Raw genomic sequence first — 21537 nt, 5'->3', positions numbered from 1 at the left:
GTATCAAGTCTTATTATTCCAGACTTCCCACAACACATCTCCCAAGCGGCAAATTCCGGTTTCAATTTCTTGTTCATTCAGTTTGGAAATGGACAGGCGAATATGGTTTTCTCCTGTGTCTCCGGCAAAAAACAGCGTTCCCCAGGCAGCACAGACACCCTTCCTCAGCATTAGGCTTTCCCACTCATCCCGTCTGACAGGAGCAGGAGATTTGAGCTTCATCCAAATCAAATAGCCACCGCTGGGCTGTATCCACTCGGCCCAATCGGGTGCTATGTATTCGTCAAAGGCTTTTATTGCCGTTTGCATCCTGCTGCGGAATACCCGGCGCATTTTGTTGATATGCCGGGCATAATGACCACTTTGGCAAAACTTATATATACCGGCCTGCAAAATCATGCTGGACGACGTGTCACTGAAATAACGGATGGACAACAGCCGGTCGATACATTCTCTTTCCGCCGCGATCCAGCCTATCCGGACACCCGGAAAAAGTACTTTGGAAAAAGTCCCGGCATAAATCACCAAATGGTGTTTATCCATTGACTTAATGGGTAGTGCTGCTTTACCAAAATACTTCATTTCTTCTTCAAAGCCGTCCTCCAGAATAGGCACCCGGTAGGTTTCGCATAATGACAGCAATTGCTCGCGATGAGTCTGGCTGGTACTGATCCCTGTAGGGTTTTGCGAGTTGGGCATAGTGTATACCAGAACAGGTTTTTCCCTGCGCAAGACCTCTTCCAGCATTGTCAAATCCATGCCATCGTGCCGGACAGGGACTTCCAGCGGTTTCAGTCCGCAAAAGCGCAGCAACGGTGTAATTTTATTGTATGTGGGAGATTCAATCGCCACAGCCTGCCCCGGCGCGGCAAGCATACGGAAAACCAAATCAATGCCCTGCTGCAGCCCGTTGGTAATCAATATTTCTTCCGCCGTAATTGTAATGCCATGGCTGCGCAGATGTCCGGCAATATACTCTCGCAGCGGCATATAGCCGGCCCGGTCGCCATAACCTAAGAGAGCTGTCCCTTCCGTTTTTAATGCCCGGTCCAGGCAAACGCGGAAATGATCTACCGGAAATAACCGCCCATCCATATCAAGACTGCTAAAATCAATCACTTCGCCGCCGGTTTCACCAGCGACGGCAGGTTTCATTTCCCGGCACTGTTCCCATAGACTGACACTGGCAGCCGAGGTGACGGCCTGCCAGCGTACCCAGCCTTCCTGCTCCCGGTCTTTGGCCGTTGCCATCTGCATGCGCTCCCGGACAACCGGCCGGCAACCATGGCGCTGCTCAATATAACCCTGAGCCCATAATTCCTGGTAAGCGCTGGCAACAGTAGACCGGTGAACACCCAACTGTTCGGCCAGTTTACGGGTGGAAGGCAACTTGTCTCCCGGTCGTAACACCTGCAGCTCAATTTTGTCCTTCATTTGAAGAAAAATTTGCTGGTATGGCGGTGTCCGGCTGGACTCATCCAAATTCAGCAAAAGCATATGTAACCTCCCGCCTGCTTACGCAGGCAAATCCCTATGCTGTAACGATACTCTTTATCTGGCTTGTCGTCAACTGCCAGTTTTCGTCTAATTATATACGACCAGTTTTCCCCTTGTTTTGATTTTTTTATTCAGCCAGCCTTGCGGTCTCTCCTTTGCGTACCCGGCAACAGCGGCTTAATCCTCCATAAAATGGGAATACTATACAAAGCGGAGGGATGAAGATGAAAAAACTGGTTCAAATGCTATTCATACTGCTTTGTCTGTCACTGCCTATAGCAGCCTATGGCAGTTGGGGCTGGCTTCCTACCGATGATCCGGTGCCTTTTTATTATCAACAACAAGGCTGCTGGTACCATTACGATGAGACTACCGTGTTCATGGTGCAATTACAGGAACATACTTATAAATATGTTTTCAATCAGGACGGTACTTTTCTGAACGGCTGGGTAACCGATATGCCCATGCGTTTGCCCTAATACAAAAAAACCAGGAATGTTAACGCATTCCTGGTTTTTTTGACAATGCTTTTTATACTTGTGCCTGCACGGCGGTAATGGCAACGACAGCTACGATATCTTCGGCTTTGCAGCCCCTGGATAAATCATTGATCGGCCTTGCCAGGCCCTGGGTAACCGGTCCGTAAGCCTCACCTTTCGCCAGCCGTTCAACCAGTTTATAGCCGATGTTGCCGGCATTCAAGTCCGGGAAGATCAACACATTGGCTGCACCGGCCACCTTGCTTTGCGGCGCTTTCAGGCTGGCCACCCGCTGTACCAGGGCGGCATCGAGCTGCATTTCGCCGTCGATCAATATATCCGGCGCTTTTTGTTTGGCTAAGGCAGTGGCCTGGACGACCTTCTCGGTATGTTCACTATGAGCGCTGCCCATCGTTGAGTAGGACAGCATGGCTACCGACGGCGTAATGCCCAGCATTTGCTTCATGCTGGTCGCTGTGGCAATGGCAATTTCCGAAAGCTGCTCGGCATTGGGGCTTTCATTCAGGGCGCAGTCGGCGAAAAGCAGCGTTCCATTATCGCCATACTCACAATCAGGAATGGACATAATAAAGAAAGTGGATACCAGCTTGGACCCTGGTGCCGTCTTGACAATCTGCAGGGCCGGACGAAGTGTATCCGCTGTGGAATGGATAGCCCCCGACACCAGACCGTCGGCATCATTTTCCTTTACCATCATCATGCCAAAATACACCGGATCTTCCATTAAGGCCGCCGCCTTTTCCGGCGTCATGCCCTTAGACTTACGCAGCTCATAGAAGGCCTCGCTATAATGCTGGCGTTTCTCCGAAGTGCGCGGATCAATGATAGTAGCGCCGGACAAATCGATAGAACCGGCATTTTTTAAAATCTCATCCCGTGAACCGATTAATATAACCTGGGCAATATCTTCCTTTATAGCCATGCTGGCTGCCTGAATCACCCGCAGATCAGTGGCCTCCGGTAATAAAATCCGCTTTTTATCGGCTTTGGCCTTTTGTTTTAGCTGCTCAAGTATACTCATGTTGATCTCTCCCTATCAAATTCTCGCTGCTTTCATTTGCTGGCGGTATCGTCAGATCTGATCTTTCACTTCTTCAATCCGGAAGCTAAATCCTGCCTGCTTGCCGTCATTCTTTATTTTCGCAAGACTCTGTCTTTTTTATTACTATCAGATATTCTTTTTCCCGTCGGCTCAACCGTTTGATTGCCACTTCCCGTTTTCGGGCATCTGTCTTTTCGGTAAATTCTTCAAAATACGCCAGTCTGACCGGCAGCCGGCAGCGAGTATACTTGGACGCCGTTCCCGCGTTGTGCGCCGCCAGCCGCGCCGTAAGGTCAACCGTCCAGCCGGTATAAAAAGTGCCGTCGACACATTCCAATATATAGGTAAAAGCCATTGCTTGACTCCTAAACAATAGTTGATCCCTCCAGCCGGGTAGCTCAACTGATTTTTATAGTCCCATTGCCTCTGCCTGATACAGGGACACTGCTGAGGGGCCGGTCAGATAGTCGGCTGATTTTTGCCGCCAGTCACTGAAGTGCGGGGTTTGCATATGACGGGTCAGTGCGGCCCGGTCAGCCCAACGTTCCACAAACGCGCAATCTTCTTCACTATAAGGATCATCCATCAGTTCATAGCTGATGCAGCCCTCTTCCTGGCGGGTCTCTGCCAGAATATGTTGCGCCAGCTTAAACAGCTCGCTCTTTTTTCCTGCCCTGACCTTTAGCCTTGCGATTACGATTACCATCGCTTCACACATCCCTTCTCCATAATCAGCTTATTGCTCTCCGCTATACAGCAGATAAAGTGCCTGAGTGCCGCTATTTTCATGCCCGGCGGCAGCCAGCTTTTCATACAGGGCTTTTGCCTGCAACAGGCCGGGTAGAACAAGACCCATTTCTTCCGCCGCCTCAATAGCAATTTTCATATCCTTAATAAAATGCTTCACATAAAAACCGGGGGCCGTATCACCGCGCAGCATGCGCGGCGCCAGGTTACTCAATGAAAAACTGCCGGCAGCTCCTGTGGCGATACTGGTCAGGACACGGGTTGGGTCCAAACCCGCCTTAACCGCATAGGCCATGGCTTCGCAAACCCCCATCATATTGGAAGCAATGGCAATCTGGTTGCACATTTTGGTATGCTGCCCGGCTCCGGCCGATCCCTGCAGGACAATATTGGTGCCCATACACTCAAACAGCGGAGCGGCCTTTTGAAAAACCGCCTCGTCGCCGCCAACCATAATAGACAGCCTGCCGTCTCTGGCACCGACATCCCCACCGGATACAGGCGCATCCAATACGTGGACGCCCTTTTCCGCCCCCGCCGCATACAGCCGGCGAGCCAGCAGCGGCGATGAAGTGGTCATATCGATTAAAATCGTGCCCGTTTGAGCCCGGGCAATCAGGCCGCCATCACCAAGATAAACTTCTTCCACATCCTTGGGATAGCCTATCATGGTAATGACGATATCGCACGCCGCCGCGACGTCACCCGGCGAAGCAGCCCAGACGGCCCCCTGGTCCAGCAGTGCCTGGGCCTTGGCCTTGGTACGGTTGTATACCTGCAGCGAATAGCCGGACCGCAGCAAATGACCGGCCATGCTTTTTCCCATAACGCCTGTACCGATAAATCCGATTGTCGGTAATCCCATATGACTCAATCTCCTTTTCACTCAATTGACTTCCTAGCAAGTCTACGCCGGTCTGAAATGCTTCACCGGCTTACTGTAAAGATTACCGCCTTTTTCGTCATCTTCCTGCCTGATTCAGGAAAATTCATATTGCCGGTCTGCCGGCTGCTCGGCCAGGACGAACTTATAAAGAGCTTTGGCCACACCATCGCGGTCATTAGTATCGGTCACGTAATCGGCCTTTTGCTTGACTACCGTCGCGGCATTGCCCATGGCAATGCCCATACCGGCATACTCCAGCATGGAAACATCGTTTTCACTGTCACCAATCGCCAGCACCGCTTCCCGTTCAACCTGATAAAAGTCAGCAAGAATTTGCACCGCCCGCCCCTTGGAAACGCCCTTGGCGGTCAGCTCAATATTGTGTTTTGACGAATTTATAATTTCCAAATCTTTTATTCTCTGAAGCCGTTCCCGAAACGGGCCAAGGGAGTGAATATCCCGATGGATGACCTCGCATTTCACAATATTCTCCCGCTCCAGCCGCAGCACTTTCCGCCAGCGTTGCCAGGAGGGTACATATTCCGTGTCAAGCACATTGTTTCTTCGTCCGCGAAGCTGAGCAAAAAGATAAAAAAGTTTAAAAAGAATACTGCCATAATAAAATTTATGGGGCGTGCAAAAAAAGGGACTAATCCGATAGGACCGAAACACCTCCAGAATTTCAAGTGCTAGGTACTCCCCTAACACACTTTGATAAATCACCTCACCTTTGTCTTTCTCCTTGATAAACGCACCGTTCGAAGCAATAACCGGTGACTTTACCCCCACCAGATCGGAGTAATAAGCGGCGTCGGTATACATTCTGCCGGTGCTGACAACGATATGGACCCCCTGATTATGGGCTTGTCTGATCGCCGCTTTTGTCGTGTCGGTAATTTTACTTTTACTGTTAAGCAATGTTCCGTCTATGTCAATGCAAACCAGCTTATAGGTCATATTTCGTCCTCCTGCCACCACGTCTTACTATTTCCTAAGAAAACCCTGCTTTATTCATCCGGTGCAGCCTGACGGCCTTTTCCGGTTACGGCAAAACCGGCGGGAAAATAATTTTGCCGCTGTTTTGTTTCCCTCGGACAGCCGAAAAACCGCTATTATGCCATCTGCTTTCTTTATACCACGGAACAGGGCCATACCACAACCGGTATTGCAAGATCCTCGTATTTATGATACTTTTTTATAGGAATTGACGGACGTCTCCGTCTCGTTTCCACTGTCAAACCGCGACATTTTACATATGACAGGAGATGAATTTGTATGCTTCGTTTGTTTCTTGTATTGCTGTTTCTTTTCAGCCAAAGCTTACATATCCCGGCTCTACCGGCAGCCCAGGCGGCGGCTGAACCGCTTAAACCGTCAGCCACTGCTTTCTATACGGCAAAAAAAACGGCCGGTAAACGGCCTATGCTCACCTGGAATTCCATTCCCGGCGCCGTATCCTATGAAATTGAACTGCTCAGCCGTCTGCCGGAGAACCCCAACGGAGTGCTTCCTTCCCGCTATGAAATCACCCCACTCCGCACCGCCTACGCTCCCGGATACCAGGCCGATCTTTCCGCCGTATTGTCCGCCCGTGCCTATTGGCGGGTCCGGGCGCTGGATTACGACAAAAATCCCATCGGTGTCTTTTCCGATGCGCAAGAGCTTGTACTAAGCAATGCCGTCCGTCAGCCGCTTAGGCCGCTGATCACGTCCGATCTCAACTGGCAGAATCGCCCCGCCCCGTTATATCCGGTCTATGCCTGGATTCCGGTCAGCGCCACCACCAGATATGAAGTGGAGCTACTCAGCCGTCCACCGGAAAACCCCAACGGTACGGAGCCGTCCGTTTACCGGATCTGGAGCAAGCAGGTCACCGGCTTTGACTGCTATGACGATGCGCCTCGCATCGCTCCCGGCACTTACTATTGGCGGGTACGCGGCATCGACGCCGCCGGCAATCCGGTAGGAGTATATTCCGACACGGCGTCCTTCACCGTAGACCTGAGCCGGGGCGCCTATGCCGCTACTCTGGGCGACAGTATCACTCACGGCGGCGGCGATATTTCGCACCACCCGGCCGACTGGGAATACGGTTATCAGACTTATCTGTCCTTCCCTGCCGTCAACTTGGGTAAAAGCGGTGATACATCGGCGCAAATCGCCGAACGTTTCTGCCACGATGTGCTGCCCTATCAGCCCAAATACCTGTTGATTCTGGCCGGCACCAACAGCCTGCGCGGCGATGTTCCGGCCACGGAAGTCATCAAAGATCTGCTCTCTCTCCGCAGCCAATGCCAGGCGGCAGGCATCCGGCCGATTTTTCTGACCTTGCCTCCCCTCCGGCCTGAGGCCATGCAACGCGTCTTCCAAGCCGAGACGGCACCGGACTGGCAGTACAAGTTCAACCGCGTCAATGAATTCATCCGCCATCAGGATTATTATATCGATATCGCACCGGCCTTAACCGGTCCCGACGGGCTGCTGCCCGCCTATTATTCGGTAGACGGACTGCATCCGGGCATCGCCGGCAAGCAGAAAATCGCCCAAATTATCAATGAGAATTGGGACAGGGTAACCGCTCCATAAAAAAACAGTCCGGACTGCATGCAGTCCGGACTGTTTTTTTATTCGGTGTATTTCCGTTTTATGGCTTGCTAATTGCCAATTGGTTGGCATAGTACTCAATGATCTCACGGCGGCGGATAATGCCAATAAAAATTTCGCTGTCGTCCACAACAGGAACGAAGTTTTGGACGATTACCAGAGACAGCAAGTCCTCCATTTGGGCATCTACCCGTACCGGCGTATTGACCATCCGGCGAGGGATATCCCTGATTTTGATTTTTTCCGTATCGGCAAAGGCCAAATTCGGCGTATTTTTCAATTTCCAGAGTAAATCTCCCTCAGTGAGCGTTCCGGCATATTTGCCACATTCGTCAATTAAAGGCACAGCCGTATAACGGTGATACTCCATTTTTTCCAACGCCTGCCGCATACTGTTATGTATCGGCAAATAAGTCACTTCGTTTTTGGGAATCAGAAAAAAAGCAATATTCATCCAGCACATCCTCCATCTTTTTACTGGTACCATATCTGGTTTAAACCTGGCAAGCAGTTTGCAAGGATTTTTGCGTTGCAAGGCAGAAAAGCTGCGTCTATCGGACATAGTCAAAATGACAGCGATAACGCATCACGAAAAACACGCAAAAGAACCCACTCTTTTCATCCAGATAAGGTGCTGATTCTCGCGAAAAAAGTAGCTAACCCTTGTCATTATAGATGGTTTATGTATTTATTATGGATTTCTCTGTCAACCCCAAAAACTCCTGCCGACAGGCCTAGCAGTCCACCAACTATGAATTACAATTTCTTCACGGATTGTTTCAGCAAAGCTTGGTTATCGCTGGCCGGCCTGCATTCGACAGTGTGTCCCCGTCTGGTCTTACGAAAATCTTACAAAATTTAATTTTCCCTTGCAAAGTTGGCGAACCGTCAGGACGTATTCCCAACGTCTCCGAACGGCGCTTTTCTTACCAGAAAAAGCATTATTCTGCAAAAGTTCACCTCGTCTGGCGCAAAAAACAGTTCCCAGGTATTATTCGCTGCTTTGGAAACCCAACCTTGACCGATTTTACAAAAAGCTAACATAAATTTCATTCTTTTCCGTTATAAATGGGTAATATAGTATATAAGAAAGCTTTATGGATGAGGTGATTTCGTGAAAGCAAGCGGATTGTTTTCGGCTATGACCGCTAAGTCGTGGCTGAAACCGGCCGGTATCTGTGTGCTTCTGGCGGGAATGGCACTGGCGGGTCGAGGCGCCCTGGGCGGCGTTGACCTGCCCTGGCTGGTGGCACAGGCCAACGCCGCCGATGAGACAACACTGTCGAAAGCCCAGGTAGCAAACGGCGTTCAAACACTTCATCTGCACGCCAACAGTACCGGCTATACGCCAAAGGTATTGTTTGTTCAAAAAAATATACCTATTCGCCTGATCATCCAAGTTGACCGCTTAACCGATGCCAATAATGAAATTCTATTGCCTGGCTTAAAACTGAGAAAAAAACTGCTGCCAGGAGAAAATGTATGGGAACTCCCGCCGCCAACCGCTGACCTTCCCTTTAACAGTTGGACAGGTACATTGCCGGGCCTGATTAAAGTAACCGGCGATCTGACTGCTTTACAGCCGGCCGAATACCAAAAAACCCTCAGCGAGGCGCCGCCGGGCCGCACTTGGCAGGAAACTGCTGCCAAAGCAACAATGTCCGACCTGTATGGCGCCGATTTGAGCCAATTTCCGCCGAATGCGCTGATCCGAAAAGCCAAAATCATAGCAGAAAGACAGACAATATCGACAAGGGTAACAGGCACCGCCGCAGAACCGTTGGTATTGGTACTGGAAAAAAACCTGCCGGCTGCGATAACCTTAACCGCAGCACAGGGCCAGCGACCACAGGACCTATGGGAAATCGCCGATTTGGCAAGCCGCAGGGTGGTTACTTCTTTTACACTGCCCCCGGGCGGCACCACAGTGCCTTTTCTGAGTCCGTCAGGCGGAAAGTTCGGAATTTTCCGGGATAAAAAGATGATGAAGCTGCTTATCGTCTGCGACAACCTGGATGCAATCGAACCGGCTGAATTGCACCGGACGCTGCTAGGGAATTACTGATACTCCAGCAACCTTAAAAATAGAAGAAAAAAGGCAATGGCCCGTACGGATATTCCGTGCCGCCCATTGCCTTTTTCCATGCTGCTTCGACAGAGTCTTATAAATTCGTCCGCTACTTAACCGGTGCCAGCTTTTGCCACAGCCAGCGTATGTTGCCTGTCAAAATGCCATGGGTGACCATCCCGCCAATCAGGCCCCAAAAGGGAGCGCCGATGCCCAGTAAAGAAATGCCTGAAATTGTGATTAAAAAGGTTACCAAAGCACTTTCCTTATCCTTCTCGGTTTCCATAGCCGATGACAGACTTGACCCCAAAGAGCCAAACAAAGCCACTCCGGCAATGACGGCAATCAATTCGGCAGGGAACGCTGAAAATACAGCTACTACTGTTGCGCCGAACAAGCTCAATAACATATAAAAAACACCGCAGGCAATGCCGGCGACATAACGTTTTTCCGGCTGGGCATGAGCTTCCTTCCCCGTACAAATAGCCGCCGTAATGGCTGCCAGATTAACGCCATGCGAACCAAAAGGCGCAGACAGCAATGAGGCAATGCCGGTGACACCGATCAGCGGATTAGGCGGCAAATCGTAACCGTCTACCTTTAGCACACCGATACCGGTTGCATTCTGGGACACCATCGTCACAATGCAAAGCGGCAAGCCAAGACCTACCACCGCTTTCAGAGAAAAAACCGGTGCCGTATAGACCGGTTCCACCAACGCTATGCGGATAGCCACGGGAGCCAGTTCGTGCAACAGCCCGGCGCTGGCCAGACCGCTTAGCAGCGTAGCAGCTACCGCGTACCGTGGACAATACCGTTTACTCAGCAAATAAACCACAAACATCGGTAAAGCCACAAGCGGCATTTGTTTCAGTGACACAAACACATCAACCCCGAATTTCAGTAAAATGCCGGCTAACATAGCGGCAATGATCCCGCGGGGAATCCGCTCCATCATCGCGGAAAACAAGCCCGAATAGCCCAAAATAACAACCAGCACAGCGGAAAAAATAAAAGCGCCAACCGACTCGGCAAAAGAATAGCCAGCCCAACCGGAAACTAAGAGTACCGCCCCGGGTGTGGACCAAGCGGCAATCACCGGCGCCCGGAACCAGGCGCTGAGCAGCATACCCGCCAGGCCGCTGCTAAAAGAAATAGCCCAAATCCAGGAAGACAACTCCGCATCCGATAAATGAGCGATTCTCGCTGCCTGGAAAACGATCAGCAAGGGCCCGGCATAAGAAACGATCACTGCAATAAAACCTGAAGTAATGGCGGAAACAGACCAGTCCTGCTTTACATCGGCCAGAAATTTGCTAACAACAGACATATACTTCCTTCCCTTTCCCAGCCGGCTGTACAAATTACCAGCGTTTTACTTTCTATCTAACCATGTTACCACTATAACAGTCAATAGACAGATATAACAATTGACGCTACGGGCACGCTGTCGGTAATTGCTGGTATTGCCTGTTCCAAGGTGTAACAAGCCGCTTCTTGTATACACTATATAACAAACTCTGGTGTTGTGACAGGTTCATCTTTTTATCAAAGAACGCAGAATGAATGTTCATCTGCAAGGCAGAGGAATGAAACATAGCGATTCCTACGCCGATGAACGGCAACGTAGCAGTTGGTCATCCAGACAGGTCACTTGACTGAAATAGGAGCTTATTACTACACTCGGATGGAGGAATCGGACATGCTCTGGGATTTTGCCGTCTTACTCGCTGCTGCCGGTTTAATTTATATAAGCTGTGAACTATTTGTCAACGGAATTGAATGGGTCGGCAAAAAGTTTAATATCTCCCAAAACGCGGTGGGCAGTGTTCTGGCCGCGCTGGGCACGGCGCTGCCGGAAAGCTCGGTCACACTGATGGCGGTCGCTTTCGGCGTACAGGATATCGGTGTGGGAGCTGCCCTGGGCGGACCGCTGATCCTCAGCACCGTCGGCTATGCCGTTGTCGGCTGGTGTCTGTTTATCTATTTAAAACAGCAAGCCCGCGCTACCTGCCTGTCCATTGACAGTGACAAACTGGCGCGGAACCAGGTGTGGTTTCTGATCATCTTTACCTTCAACATTGCCCTGGGCCTTATCGTCTTTCCCGGCAAGGCCTATAGCGGCCTGCTGCTGATCGCCGCTTATGTCTGGTACGCCGTCAGGGAAATGCAGGCCGAATCCAGCGTCGCCAAAAATTTGGCGGCTCTCACCTTCCGCCCTCACGAAAAAGACCCTTCAGTTTATTGGGTACTCTTACAGACCGGTCTGGCTCTAATCCTTATTTTCCTGGGTTCGCAAGTGTTTGTCCACCGTCTGGAGAGTTTCAGCCTGACCTTGGGTATGCCGGCACACATCGTAGCCCTGTTTTTAAGTCCCGTTGCCACCGAACTGCCGGAAACCATCAACGCTGTCATCTGGGTACGGCAGGGAAAAATTGCGCTGGCCCTCAGCAATATCAGCGGCTCCATGATGATTCAGGCTGCCATCCCCAGCGCACTGGGCCTGCTATTCACTTCCTGGCGCTTCGATCAATACCTGATCATGGCCGGCGCCGTCACCTGGTTGTCCATCTTTTTCCTCTGGCTCACCCTGCGCCGCCAGCATCTCTGCGTCAGCCGCCTGCTCTTCTGCGGCTTCTTTTATCTGCTATTTGTAGCCGGCGCCTATGCCTCAGCCGCCCATCTGGTGGATTATCAGTCCCTGTCCGAACGGGTCCTCCGTTTCTTTGCATAAAATAACAGGACCGCCACTGCCAGCACTGCCGCTATTCCCAGATTTAAACGGTGCCCGACAGCGTAAATAACCCCCCAGCTTTCACCGAGCAGCAGTCCGGCATAGATTAGCAAGATAGTCCAGGGCAGCGATCCCAACACGGTATACAGCACAAACCGGACAAAATCGACTCTGGCAAAGCCGGCAGGCAGCGAAATGAAGGTCCTGACAACAGGCAGCAAACGGCTGAAAAAAGTCGCCTTCATACCATAACGGTCAAACCAGCGCTGCGCCGCCGCCACATGGCCGGCCGATAAAAAAATGTACTTTCCATACTTTTCCACAAAAGGACGGCCACCATAATACCCTACGGCGTAAGCGGTTATCGATCCGGCCAGACCGCCAGCTACACCGGCAGCCACAGACGGAGCAAATTCCAGCCTGCCCAGAAAAACCAGGTAGCCGGCAAAACCGAAAATGACTTCGCTCGGTACAGGCAGGCAGGCACTTTCCAGCGCCATCCCCAGAAAAATAGCGGGATAACCCCAGGCCCCAATATAGTTTACAATCATGTCAAGCAGTTGTTCCATGACAGCACCTCCTATCCATGACTCATTGTATATCATTTTTAACAAAATTACAGCTTTTCACGCAATACAAACTATTTTAGATATATTACTCTTTAACAATGATTCCTATTTAATATTTCCAGCCCTGCTGATAAAATAGTAATGTAATATATAGCCTACCATATTCTATTTTAGCTAGTACCTCATCTACGTTAAAGCTATAGCTGATTTTGGCGTTTTTTTTGCATGCGAGACGGATAAACCGCGCAGATCCAGAATCTCTAAGGACGACAACGAAGCAGTGAGGCAAAGGACCGTAAAACAGCAGATTTTTAATACAGATAAAGTACTAGCAATAAAAGGGTGATGAAACTATGCGTATCGATAAAAAAAGCGATTTTGACACACAGGAACTGTCTTTTCACGAAATTGACGAAGGCTTTTCTACCAGGGAAGCCATTGCCGAGGCAAAGCGCTGTTTAAATTGCAAGAACCCACTCTGCCGGACAGGCTGCCCGATTACCAATGAAATACCGCAGTTTATTCAGGCACTGGCTAAAGGCAATATTGGCGAAGCCAGCGATATTATCGCCCGCCGCAGCAACCTGCCGGCTGTTTGCGGGCGGGTTTGCGCTCACGAAAAGCAATGTGAAGGCGCCTGTATTTTAAGTAAGAAGCAGGCCGGCATTAAAATCGGCAAGCTGGAACGGTTTATCGCCGACTTCGACGCGGAAATGGATATCAGCGTGCCTCCCGCCCAAACCGCCAAGTTCGGTCAGGTCGCCGTAATCGGCTCGGGGCCGGCCGGCCTTACTATTGCGGGCGACTTAGCCAAGCTGGGCATTGGTGTAACCGTATTTGAGGCCCAGCCTGAACTGGGCGGCGTATTGGTCTATGGTATCCCTGAATTCCGGTTGAGCAAGGAAGTGGTACAGCGGGAAGTCCGCAAAATCAAGCGGCTTGGCGTGACCTTCAAAACCAATGTACTGATCGGCAAGGACATCACCATCGACGAAATGTTTGAGCAAGGGTTTGATGCCATCTTTATCGGTACAGGCACGGCACTGCCCCGGATGCTCAATTTACCGGGGAAAGATTTGCCCGGCGTTATGCCGGCCACCTACTTGCTCAGCATGGTTCGCCTGGCTGCCGCCGACATTCTTGACCGCCAGGAGGTACCTGTCCACCCCGGCGACACTGTGCTGGTCATCGGCGCCGGGAACGTAGCCATTGACGCCGCCCGGACGGCTTTGCGCATGGGTGCAGCCAAAGTTGCCGTAGTCTATCGACAGACAGAAAAAGAAATGACAGCTTTAAAATCGGAATATGAAGACGCCGTTGCCGAGGGTGTTTCTTTTCGCTGGTTGACGGCCCCCCTCGCCTTCCACGGTACGGAATGGGTAACCGGTTTGGAATGCGAGCGGCAGGAACAAACGAAAGAAGGCGCCTTGCAGGGCACCGGCGAAATAGAAGTTCTGCCCGCGACCAAAGTTATCGTAGCCGTCGGTCAACGCCCGGCCGCCCGCATTGTGTCAACCACCACCGGGATTGACGTAAATGACAAGGGTTATGTGGTAACTCGGGACCGCCCCTATGGCATGACGACCCGGCGCGGGGTATTTGCCGGCGGTGATGTGGTCCACCAACCGGCTACCGTGGTGCTGGCCATGAAAGAAGCGAAAAAAGTGGCCGCCGGCATTGCCATGTATGTGGAAGCAAAGAAATTGCTGGAAGAATGCTGATTGTTTGCCATCACTTTACCTTTTTTCTATGTTATAATAAAAGTAAATATTGGCAGAGAGGCAGGAGATGCAATGCAAAGCTTAGAAACCACGCTTCAGCAGGCAACCCGTGATTTGACTGTTTCCCTTGAACAAATTCACGCCATCGCTAAAAGCTTTAAGCAGGCCATGATTGACGGAATGACCGGTACGGATGAAACGCTGAAAATGCTGCCGTCCTTTTTACAGGCGCCGACCGGACAGGAAACCGGTCAATACCTGGCTGTGGACTTTGGCGGGACCAATGTCCGGACTTTGGTCGCCGAACTGGATGGAAAAGGCGGTTTTTCGATAAAAAATCACCTATCCCGTCCGTTGAAGGACCCGTCAGGCACTTATGATTATCTTGCTGCAAGCGCCAGCGCGGAAGATTTGTTTGATTTCATAGCCGAGCAGCTTGCACAAATTGCCGAACCGTCTGTCACCTACCATCTTGGTCATACCTTTTCTTTCCCCATGCGCCAGACCGGCGTAAATACGGCCTCTTTAATCCACTGGACTAAAGAAATCGCTACTGCCGGTGTAGAAAGCCAGGATGTCAACCAACTGCTCCAGGCAGCATTACATCGTAAGGGACTGACCAACATCAAACCGCAGGTTATCTTAAATGATACGGTAGGCACCTTGCTTACCAGCGCTTATAGCCATCCCGGCACCGACATTGGCTCGATTTGCGGCACCGGCCATAACACGGCTTATTTGGAGCCTAAATCACCCCTGACCGGGGGCCCGATGGTCATTAATATGGAATCAGGCAATTTCAATAAAAAACTGCCGTTTAGCGATTATGACCGGCTGCTTGACCAGTCCAGCGAAAAGCCGGGCGCCCAGTTGCTTGAAAAAATGGTTTCCGGCCGCTATATCGGTGAGCTGTTGCAGCTCATTATGGCCGACTTACATAAGAAGGGCTTGCTATCCCACTGTGCGGATAAAGTGGCGGCTTTCCTTTCCCAGCCAGCTTGTTTTTCCGGCGCCGATATCGCGGTTTTGACCGGTGACACTTCCGGCGATTTAGCGGCTATTGCCGCTTGGCTGAAGCAGCGCCTTTGCATTACCGACAGCGCCTTAAGTGACCGTCAGGCGCTGTCCACGGTAGCTACCCTGATTTCCACCCGTTCGGCCCGTTTGGTTGCCGCCAGCTTTGTCGGCATTCTGCAGCGGATTGACCCTGCTTTGGAACGCAATCATACCATTGCCATTGACGGTTCCTTATATGAGAAACTACCTGGCTACGCCGACGCCATTCATCAGGTTCTGACTGAAGTATATCAGGACAGGGCGCACCGGATTGTGACCAAGTTAAGTAAGGATGGTTCTGGCTTAGGAGCGGTGGTGGCTGTTGCCATTGCCAGTCGTTCATAAATAATAAAAAGATCAGGCTCTGCGCTTCTGGCACAGGGCCTGATCTTTTTATTAGACAAGTTCCGAGGAATGGCTGATTTGAGATAACCTGGCAGTTTCCTAAGTCCCTTTGATTTTTTCCCGTACTGCACCGACAATTTCCTGAGCGAAAGGACCTAAATCCTTGTCAGCAAAAGCCTTTAACGTTCCGGCCGCCACCTGGCGAATGGCGCTGCGAATCATCGCCGGATCGGAGATTGCCGCCTGCCGCAGACGGTTTTCTATCCGAACACCGGCAATCAGTACCTCCTCCGCTGCAATCCGGTTAATTACTCCAACCAAATCGGAATCACCGATCACCACATCGCCTACCGTTTGAAAAACGGCCTGAATCACCGTTGCCATACTGCCGCTGCTTTTGTCAACAATGATCACCGGCCGTTGCCCCAGAGCCAGTTCTCCCGCGTGGCCGATAAATTTCACATTGACGGCTGTCAGGCTGGGTCCTATTGCCTGCAGCAGACTATCCTGAGTTATATTGGTGGCTATGTTAATCACTACCGGCGGCAGCGTCATCCGGTTAAAAATTTTGATACATTCCAGCACTTCCTTATCAGGTACGGCTAATATGACCAGCGGCAGCGCTTCCATATCCGCCAGGCTGCTCGCCGCTTCAGCACAGAGCTTGGCTGCCAGTGCCTGCCGTCTGCCGGCATGTTTGTCGAACAGGCATAAAGAATAGCCTCCCTGCTGCGAAAGTCTGGAGGCTAACGCCCGCCCCATACGGCCTACACCGACAATTCCGATACGCATCCTATCCCTCCAGCTTATTCAAAAGTTACCTACCCCATTGTAAGTATATTCCGCAGCAGGGATGCGGTGTTATTTTTATTTTCATAACTACAGCCAGATTAGTAACGCAGCATACTAAAGACCGATAAGCCCACCCCCAGCAATACCATCGCCCACATCCAAATAGCGCCGGCTTTATTGTCCTGTTTGTTCAACCAGGAACCATAGGTATAGGCCGGCACAGCAGCAACCAGGCTAAACACGAAAAGCACGTAATCCATCTTATCACCCCGCAAACAACACGTCTTACTTTAATCCTGTTCATTCTATCTTTCCCACAGTCTGCTGCATCAGGCCGGTTCGGCGCACGATGGTATTGACACTTATGTCAAACTCCGCCTGTCGGTACATGGGCGGCCAATCTAATTGCATAAACTCCTGATGGGTAGCAAAGAAAGGCCGCATATGCACCCCAAAGCCAACCGCATCACACCCCCACTCTTGGGTCTTATGAAGCATTTTCAGGATCTGGGCCTGCAAAAGCTGGCTGATATGATTCTCCAGCAACTGGTTGTACTCACCTTGCTCATAGTTTGTTCCGCTGGGGATTGCCGTTATTTCCGTTTCTACATTTACCTCTACCTTAATATGAATTTGCCCGTCCATCTGTTCTATTTTAATATGGGGTTTACCGTTTAGCCGCATGGTGAGATTAACAAATTTCTCCGGTACCAACGGGTCGGTAATGACATAAAAACCGTGCTTAAACGTGCCCCGTAAAATATTTAGCATACGGGCTTCCTCATTAGTCAACGTCCCCACCATTTTATCACCACTAAATACAGCAAGTCCCATCGCTTCTGCCGGATTCCCCTTTTCTAAAGGTGAATTTCCCGCCGTATACTCCGGAGAAACCTCGGAGGGAAACATGCTTCCTTCGCCATCCTCACCTTTCTTTTTCCCATTAAGACTTACCAGTGTGGCAAGTGGGCAGTCACCTACGTTTTTTAACTCCTTATAAAAATCCTGTAGTGTGGTTCTAAAATAATAACCGGACTCATTCGAACTGAACATCATAGATTCGTAATACCGGGACATAAAGGATTCCAGTTTAGGCTTGTTCTTGTCCATAAAATCTGCGGCACTGACCCCGTTAGCCACTAAAATATAGATAGAACCGCGCATGTCACGAAACCGCATTAACGGAGCAAAAATATCATTAACGCCCTCTTTCGCCAAATCCTCACCGATAATAAGCGCTTTCATATGGGAAAAGGTCAGCGTTCTGGACATGGATGAGTTGATTAAATTACGGGCCTCGGCCAATGACCGCGCTGTCGCCGTGACGCTAACCTGCGTCTTGGATTCCTCTTCTCCGCCTTCTTTCGTACTTGGTTTTGGCAAGGCAACCTGACAGGTATACTTTATCATACCGTCCTGCTCTCCCTTATCAATTCCCAAAGCCAGTACATAGGCTGTACTATCGGTTTCCTGAGCTCCGCTACAGCCAGTTGCAAAGAACAGGCTGCCAACAATCAATAAATACCAGGCTACGAGCCGGAAGGACATTTTTTCATGCCTCCCTGTTTGGAACCTTTTATCCAGAAAGCCAGTAATAAAATAAGAGGAATAGCTATTTCGCATCCTGCAAATACCGTATTATGCAAGTATCCATCCATTCGAATTGTCATAATGATATCTTCAGGTAAAGACGCCACTTGTTCCAATATGATAACGGCAATTGGCATTATCGGCCTGATCGCCGGTAAGTTGAGTAACCTTGTTAGCATAAACAGGGCAAAATACAGAGCAACGGCAACAGCGAAGGTTCCTGCAATAACCCATAGCAGAATAAACAAGGATTCAATGCGCTGCATATACCGGCTTATATATACCAGACGGGCCATTTCATAGAACGGCAGCACCTTTTCCAGACCCACTTGAACGCCAAAAACCAGGACGAATACACCCAGCGACGCGCTTTTAATCAAGGCGCTGCCGCCAAGGCCAAATACCAGGGAGGTCCGTATAGTCCGGTAATTTTGCAACGAAGGAGCCAGCATGATTACAGCCAAAAATCCGGACATATTATATCCGCTCGACACAAGGGAAGCGCCAATGGCCTGTTTGATTCCATAACCCTGCCAGGGAAGTAAATTATAGATATCATAATAAGGATAAAGCAGTAGGAATACAACCGTTAATCCTATGACACCAAAGGGGATGATGATATAGAGGGATCTTCCTATCGCTTCAATTCCTGCATAAAGTATAATCAGCACACATAGGGCATACCCAAAAGAAACAACTTGAAAGTCTGTATTGGGCAAAGCGGTAAGCAGGGTATTTTCCGTAAACTGTCTAAAGAGCAAGACGGCATTAGTAAAAAACAGGCCGATGCAGAGAAGCGCCATGATTCTTGCTCCCCAGATTCCCAGCAATTTTTCCGTTATCTGATACAGGTCTCCCGGCATCCGTTTATACACATACAAAAAGGCAAACGACGCAGCCATGCTGATAAAACCGGCAACAAGAATAACCAGCCAGGCCAGTTCTCCGCTTAAAGCAATAACCTGCACCGGATTGGACAAAAAAACTCTGACCATAGAAATATTAAAAATAATGCCGATGGCCTCCGCCTGCCCTAGCGTTCCATGCTGATAACTCAAAAGCTGTCACCTCCTGTTAACCGGTTTTTCAGTCTTCCAGATACGGCTGATTTTGGGTTGACGCCTGATATCTTTAGGGTTCAGTTCATCAGGACGTTTTTCTTGCCGGTAAACCGGTCCTCTAAATACCACATCCAGGCCGGCTCTCGTTCTGGGTCCTAAGGGTGATAAATAAGGAACACCGAAGGATTTCATGCTGGTTAGCAGCACGGTTAAAACCATCATGCCAAAGGCGATACCGACGAAGCCAAGGGCAGCAGACAACAGTAACAGTACAAATCGGTAAATACGCAGGGCAAAGGCCATGCGATAATCAGGTATGGTAAAGGAAGCCACCCCGGTTAAGGCAACCAATACCACCATAATCGGGCTGACTATATTGGCGCTTACGGCCGCCTGGCCTAAAATAATGGCGCCCACAATGCCGATGGTTGAACCTAGCACACCGGGAACCCGTATTCCCGCTTCACGAATCAGCTCAAAGGAAAACTCCATGAGTAAAATCTCAACCAAAGCGGGAAAAGGAACCTTTTCCCGTGCCCCGGCAATCGCCAGGGCCAGGTCGGTAGGCAAGGCTTCCTGATGAAAATAATTAATAGCCAGATATAACGCCGGCAAAATAATTGCCAATACGGTTCCGATCCAACGCAACAGGCGTACGCCCGTTGCTACCGTGACCGGCAGGTTAAAATCCTCGCTGGAGTGAAAAAAGGTAAATAAATTGGCCGGAAGGATATGAACAAAGGGACTGCCCTCCAACAAAACAGCAATCCTTCCCTCCGCTAAATGGACAGCAACCCGGTCCACCCGTTCGGTAGACAAACTCTGGGGAAAAGGGATATTAGGATGATCTTCAATGAATTGTCCCAACACGCCAATAGACGGAATATAATCGGTTCTGATGCCTTCAATGCGTCGTTTAACCTCCGCCACTTCCGTCTCGTTCGCCACCGACTGCAAATACATGACGGCACATTTCATCGGAATACGTTCACCTACCAGAATCATCTCGGTAACCAGATCATTAGTCGGCATAGTTACCCGGATTTGCGCGGTATTAGTCCGTAAGTTCTCGGTAAAAGATGCTTGTCCGCCCCGTACCGATTGCTCCAGTTGGGGCCTGTCGATGCTTCGTTTATCATACCCTTTTGTATCAATAACCAAAGCCGCTGTCATTCCATCAACCAATAACGCCGTATCACCGCCATTTACACCATCCATTACTTCATTAAACCGTTGAGTAATCTGTACCTGATTGCTTGGCAGCAACGTATCGGCTATTGTTTGCGCCAGATCCGGACTCTCCGAATAGCGTATATCATCCTGGATAGCCAGCAATGGCTTTAAAATGGCTTCATTAATGACTTTTTTGTCAATCATTCCGTCAAGGTATATCAACAAAGCCGGCAGCGGCGGTACAAGAGGCAGTGTGAAATTGCGGATAACCGTATCTTTGTTCTTCGGCAGATTATAAAGCTTCTTCAGTAATTTCTCATTCTCCGTAAGCACAGAGCTTATAATTCTTTTTTCCGCCTCGGTACTGCTGGTATACGACATCCAAAGAGGATTCATTTCAGCCTGCTGCTCTTCCAGGAGTTCAATTTCTTCAATAATATCGGAGCTTTCCAGGGTTTTGCCTTGCTGCTGCAAAGCCTGTACACTGTCCTCCATTGCCTTGGCCAGTCGTTTCGCCTGAGTCAGCAGGCGGTTTAACTGCTCCAGTTTCGCTTCTTCTCCGGTTGTCTCATCCTGTCCTTCATGGGTTTCGTATTCCTGTTCCCGCAGGATAAAAGGCTCGGGAAACTGTGGTGGTTGGTATACCAACAGACTTTTCAAATAACGGTACAACTTAAAAGCTGAGTTATTATTCACCCCATCACCCCCGGATTAACATTAGTATGTCCCTAGCCAGTCCTATTTACTCACAGCCATACAACGATAAAAACCAAGGGGGTATCTCAATAGAAATTGAGATACCCCCTCAGGCTGTTGAAGAACCCCATGGTTTGGGAAAGATCTAAGCCATGGGGGTTTCTATTAGACAAAACAAAAGGAAAACCATCACTAAGTAGACTCAAAAAGAAAAGATTGCCGATACCTACGCCAGTCTGGCGAGGTGATTGGCAATCTTTTTCATGTTTTGACAAGCAGCCGTTAGTAACGCCTGCTCTTGTACATGCTCTCTACCCCTAAACCGGCAATAGCGAAGTCCGTGCAGTTGCTTAGCGTCTGCAAAACTCCGCTCAATGGTTTGACTTCTCTTCCTATATAGCATTTTTCCTGACTTCGTAAGCCGGTTTTGCCGAACCCACTCTTTAGAATCTTCCC

General features: G+C 50.0%; 21 protein-coding genes. 6 read left to right on the top strand and 15 right to left on the bottom strand.

Annotated elements, in window-relative coordinates; translation table 11 throughout:
- Positions 1 to 3 precede the first annotated feature (3 nt).
- On the bottom strand, positions 4 to 1497 hold the full coding sequence (gene pdxR, locus F3H20_RS12060) for a MocR-like pyridoxine biosynthesis transcription factor PdxR (protein WP_149735170.1): 1494 nt from the start codon (positions 1495 to 1497) through the stop codon (positions 4 to 6).
- A 224-nt stretch (positions 1498 to 1721) separates the two neighbouring features.
- Between pdxR and F3H20_RS12055 the strand changes: the two genes are divergently transcribed.
- A complete protein-coding gene (locus F3H20_RS12055) occupies positions 1722 to 1976 on the top strand; it encodes a hypothetical protein (RefSeq protein ID WP_149735169.1) in 255 nt (84 codons plus the stop codon).
- 52 nt (positions 1977 to 2028) lie between these two features.
- On the opposite strand, the gene pta is transcribed toward F3H20_RS12055, so the two are convergent.
- The 5 genes from pta to F3H20_RS12030 all read right to left on the bottom strand — a co-directional run bounded on the left by pta (position 2029) and on the right by F3H20_RS12030 (position 5629).
- The gene (pta, locus tag F3H20_RS12050) at positions 2029 to 3018 is read right to left on the bottom strand and encodes a phosphate acetyltransferase (protein ID WP_149735168.1); all 990 of its coding nucleotides are present in this window, start codon (positions 3016 to 3018) and stop codon (positions 2029 to 2031) included.
- Between the two features lie 106 nt (positions 3019 to 3124).
- Positions 3125 to 3394 carry a GIY-YIG nuclease family protein gene (locus F3H20_RS12045; RefSeq protein WP_149735167.1) on the bottom strand — a complete coding sequence of 90 codons (270 nt, stop codon included), beginning with the start codon at positions 3392 to 3394 and terminating at the stop codon, positions 3125 to 3127.
- 54 nt (positions 3395 to 3448) lie between these two features.
- Positions 3449 to 3745, bottom strand: coding sequence for a putative quinol monooxygenase (locus tag F3H20_RS12040; RefSeq protein ID WP_149735166.1), 297 nt, complete (start codon positions 3743 to 3745; stop codon positions 3449 to 3451).
- A gap of 30 nt (positions 3746 to 3775) precedes the next feature.
- Positions 3776 to 4651 (bottom strand): NAD(P)-dependent oxidoreductase, encoded by an 876-nt coding sequence (locus F3H20_RS12035; RefSeq protein ID WP_149735165.1) that lies wholly within the window; start codon positions 4649 to 4651, stop codon positions 3776 to 3778.
- Between the two features lie 114 nt (positions 4652 to 4765).
- Positions 4766 to 5629: a Cof-type HAD-IIB family hydrolase gene (locus F3H20_RS12030; RefSeq protein ID WP_149735164.1), complete on the bottom strand. Its 864-nt coding sequence runs from the start codon at positions 5627 to 5629 to the stop codon at positions 4766 to 4768.
- 318 nt (positions 5630 to 5947) lie between these two features.
- Between F3H20_RS12030 and F3H20_RS12025 the strand changes: the two genes are divergently transcribed.
- On the top strand, positions 5948 to 7258 hold the full coding sequence (locus F3H20_RS12025; RefSeq protein WP_149735163.1) for an SGNH/GDSL hydrolase family protein: 1311 nt from the start codon (positions 5948 to 5950) through the stop codon (positions 7256 to 7258).
- A 58-nt stretch (positions 7259 to 7316) separates the two neighbouring features.
- On the opposite strand, the gene F3H20_RS12020 is transcribed toward F3H20_RS12025, so the two are convergent.
- Entirely contained in the window at positions 7317 to 7730 is a 414-nt protein-coding gene (locus F3H20_RS12020; protein ID WP_149735162.1) for a CBS domain-containing protein, read from the bottom strand.
- A 660-nt stretch (positions 7731 to 8390) separates the two neighbouring features.
- Between F3H20_RS12020 and F3H20_RS12015 the strand changes: the two genes are divergently transcribed.
- Positions 8391 to 9341 carry a hypothetical protein gene (locus tag F3H20_RS12015; protein ID WP_149735161.1) on the top strand — a complete coding sequence of 317 codons (951 nt, stop codon included), beginning with the start codon at positions 8391 to 8393 and terminating at the stop codon, positions 9339 to 9341.
- 112 nt (positions 9342 to 9453) lie between these two features.
- Here the strand turns inward: F3H20_RS12015 and F3H20_RS12010 are convergent, their stop codons facing one another.
- The gene (locus F3H20_RS12010) at positions 9454 to 10674 is read right to left on the bottom strand and encodes a benzoate/H(+) symporter BenE family transporter (RefSeq protein ID WP_149735160.1); all 1221 of its coding nucleotides are present in this window, start codon (positions 10672 to 10674) and stop codon (positions 9454 to 9456) included.
- A gap of 372 nt (positions 10675 to 11046) precedes the next feature.
- On the opposite strand from F3H20_RS12010, the gene F3H20_RS12005 reads away from it, so the two are divergent.
- Positions 11047 to 12078: a sodium:calcium antiporter gene (locus F3H20_RS12005; RefSeq protein ID WP_149735159.1), complete on the top strand. Its 1032-nt coding sequence runs from the start codon at positions 11047 to 11049 to the stop codon at positions 12076 to 12078.
- On the opposite strand, the gene F3H20_RS12000 is transcribed toward F3H20_RS12005, so the two are convergent.
- Positions 12039 to 12647 (bottom strand): DedA family protein, encoded by a 609-nt coding sequence (locus tag F3H20_RS12000; RefSeq protein ID WP_149735158.1) that lies wholly within the window; start codon positions 12645 to 12647, stop codon positions 12039 to 12041. The two genes, F3H20_RS12005 and F3H20_RS12000, sit on opposite strands and share 40 nt — an antisense overlap.
- Positions 12648 to 13000: 353 nt before the next feature.
- Here F3H20_RS12000 and F3H20_RS11995 point away from each other — a divergent pair, with 353 nt between their 5' ends.
- Positions 13001 to 14368, top strand: a complete 1368-nt coding sequence (locus tag F3H20_RS11995; protein WP_149735157.1) for an NAD(P)-dependent oxidoreductase — start codon at positions 13001 to 13003, stop codon at positions 14366 to 14368.
- A 72-nt stretch (positions 14369 to 14440) separates the two neighbouring features.
- Positions 14441 to 15769 (top strand): hexokinase family protein, encoded by a 1329-nt coding sequence (locus F3H20_RS11990; RefSeq protein WP_149735156.1) that lies wholly within the window; start codon positions 14441 to 14443, stop codon positions 15767 to 15769.
- 99 nt (positions 15770 to 15868) lie between these two features.
- On the opposite strand, the gene F3H20_RS11985 is transcribed toward F3H20_RS11990, so the two are convergent.
- From F3H20_RS11985 to F3H20_RS11965, 6 genes are all read right to left on the bottom strand, one after another.
- Positions 15869 to 16561, bottom strand: a complete 693-nt coding sequence (locus F3H20_RS11985) for an NAD(P)-binding domain-containing protein (protein ID WP_149735155.1) — start codon at positions 16559 to 16561, stop codon at positions 15869 to 15871.
- A 98-nt stretch (positions 16562 to 16659) separates the two neighbouring features.
- Positions 16660 to 16821: a hypothetical protein gene (locus F3H20_RS19935; RefSeq protein WP_188128311.1), complete on the bottom strand. Its 162-nt coding sequence runs from the start codon at positions 16819 to 16821 to the stop codon at positions 16660 to 16662.
- A 40-nt stretch (positions 16822 to 16861) separates the two neighbouring features.
- On the bottom strand, positions 16862 to 18109 hold the full coding sequence (locus tag F3H20_RS11980) for a Ger(x)C family spore germination protein (RefSeq protein WP_188128310.1): 1248 nt from the start codon (positions 18107 to 18109) through the stop codon (positions 16862 to 16864).
- Entirely contained in the window at positions 18091 to 19209 is a 1119-nt protein-coding gene (locus F3H20_RS11975) for a GerAB/ArcD/ProY family transporter (RefSeq protein WP_149735153.1), read from the bottom strand. Before F3H20_RS11975 ends, F3H20_RS11980 begins: the two co-directional genes overlap by 19 nt.
- Before the next feature lie 6 nt (positions 19210 to 19215).
- Positions 19216 to 21081 (bottom strand): spore germination protein, encoded by a 1866-nt coding sequence (locus tag F3H20_RS11970; protein WP_149735152.1) that lies wholly within the window; start codon positions 21079 to 21081, stop codon positions 19216 to 19218.
- A gap of 226 nt (positions 21082 to 21307) precedes the next feature.
- Positions 21308 to 21537 (bottom strand): transposase (locus tag F3H20_RS11965; RefSeq protein WP_149735044.1); only part of this gene is annotated, 230 nt, incomplete at its 5' end.

Origin of the sequence: Propionispora hippei DSM 15287 (genome assembly GCF_900141835.1) — a bacterium.
GTDB lineage: Bacteria > Bacillota > Negativicutes > Propionisporales > Propionisporaceae > Propionispora > Propionispora hippei.
The sequence above is the reverse complement of the archived record's forward strand: the minus strand, read 5'-3'. Positions and strand labels throughout refer to the sequence as shown.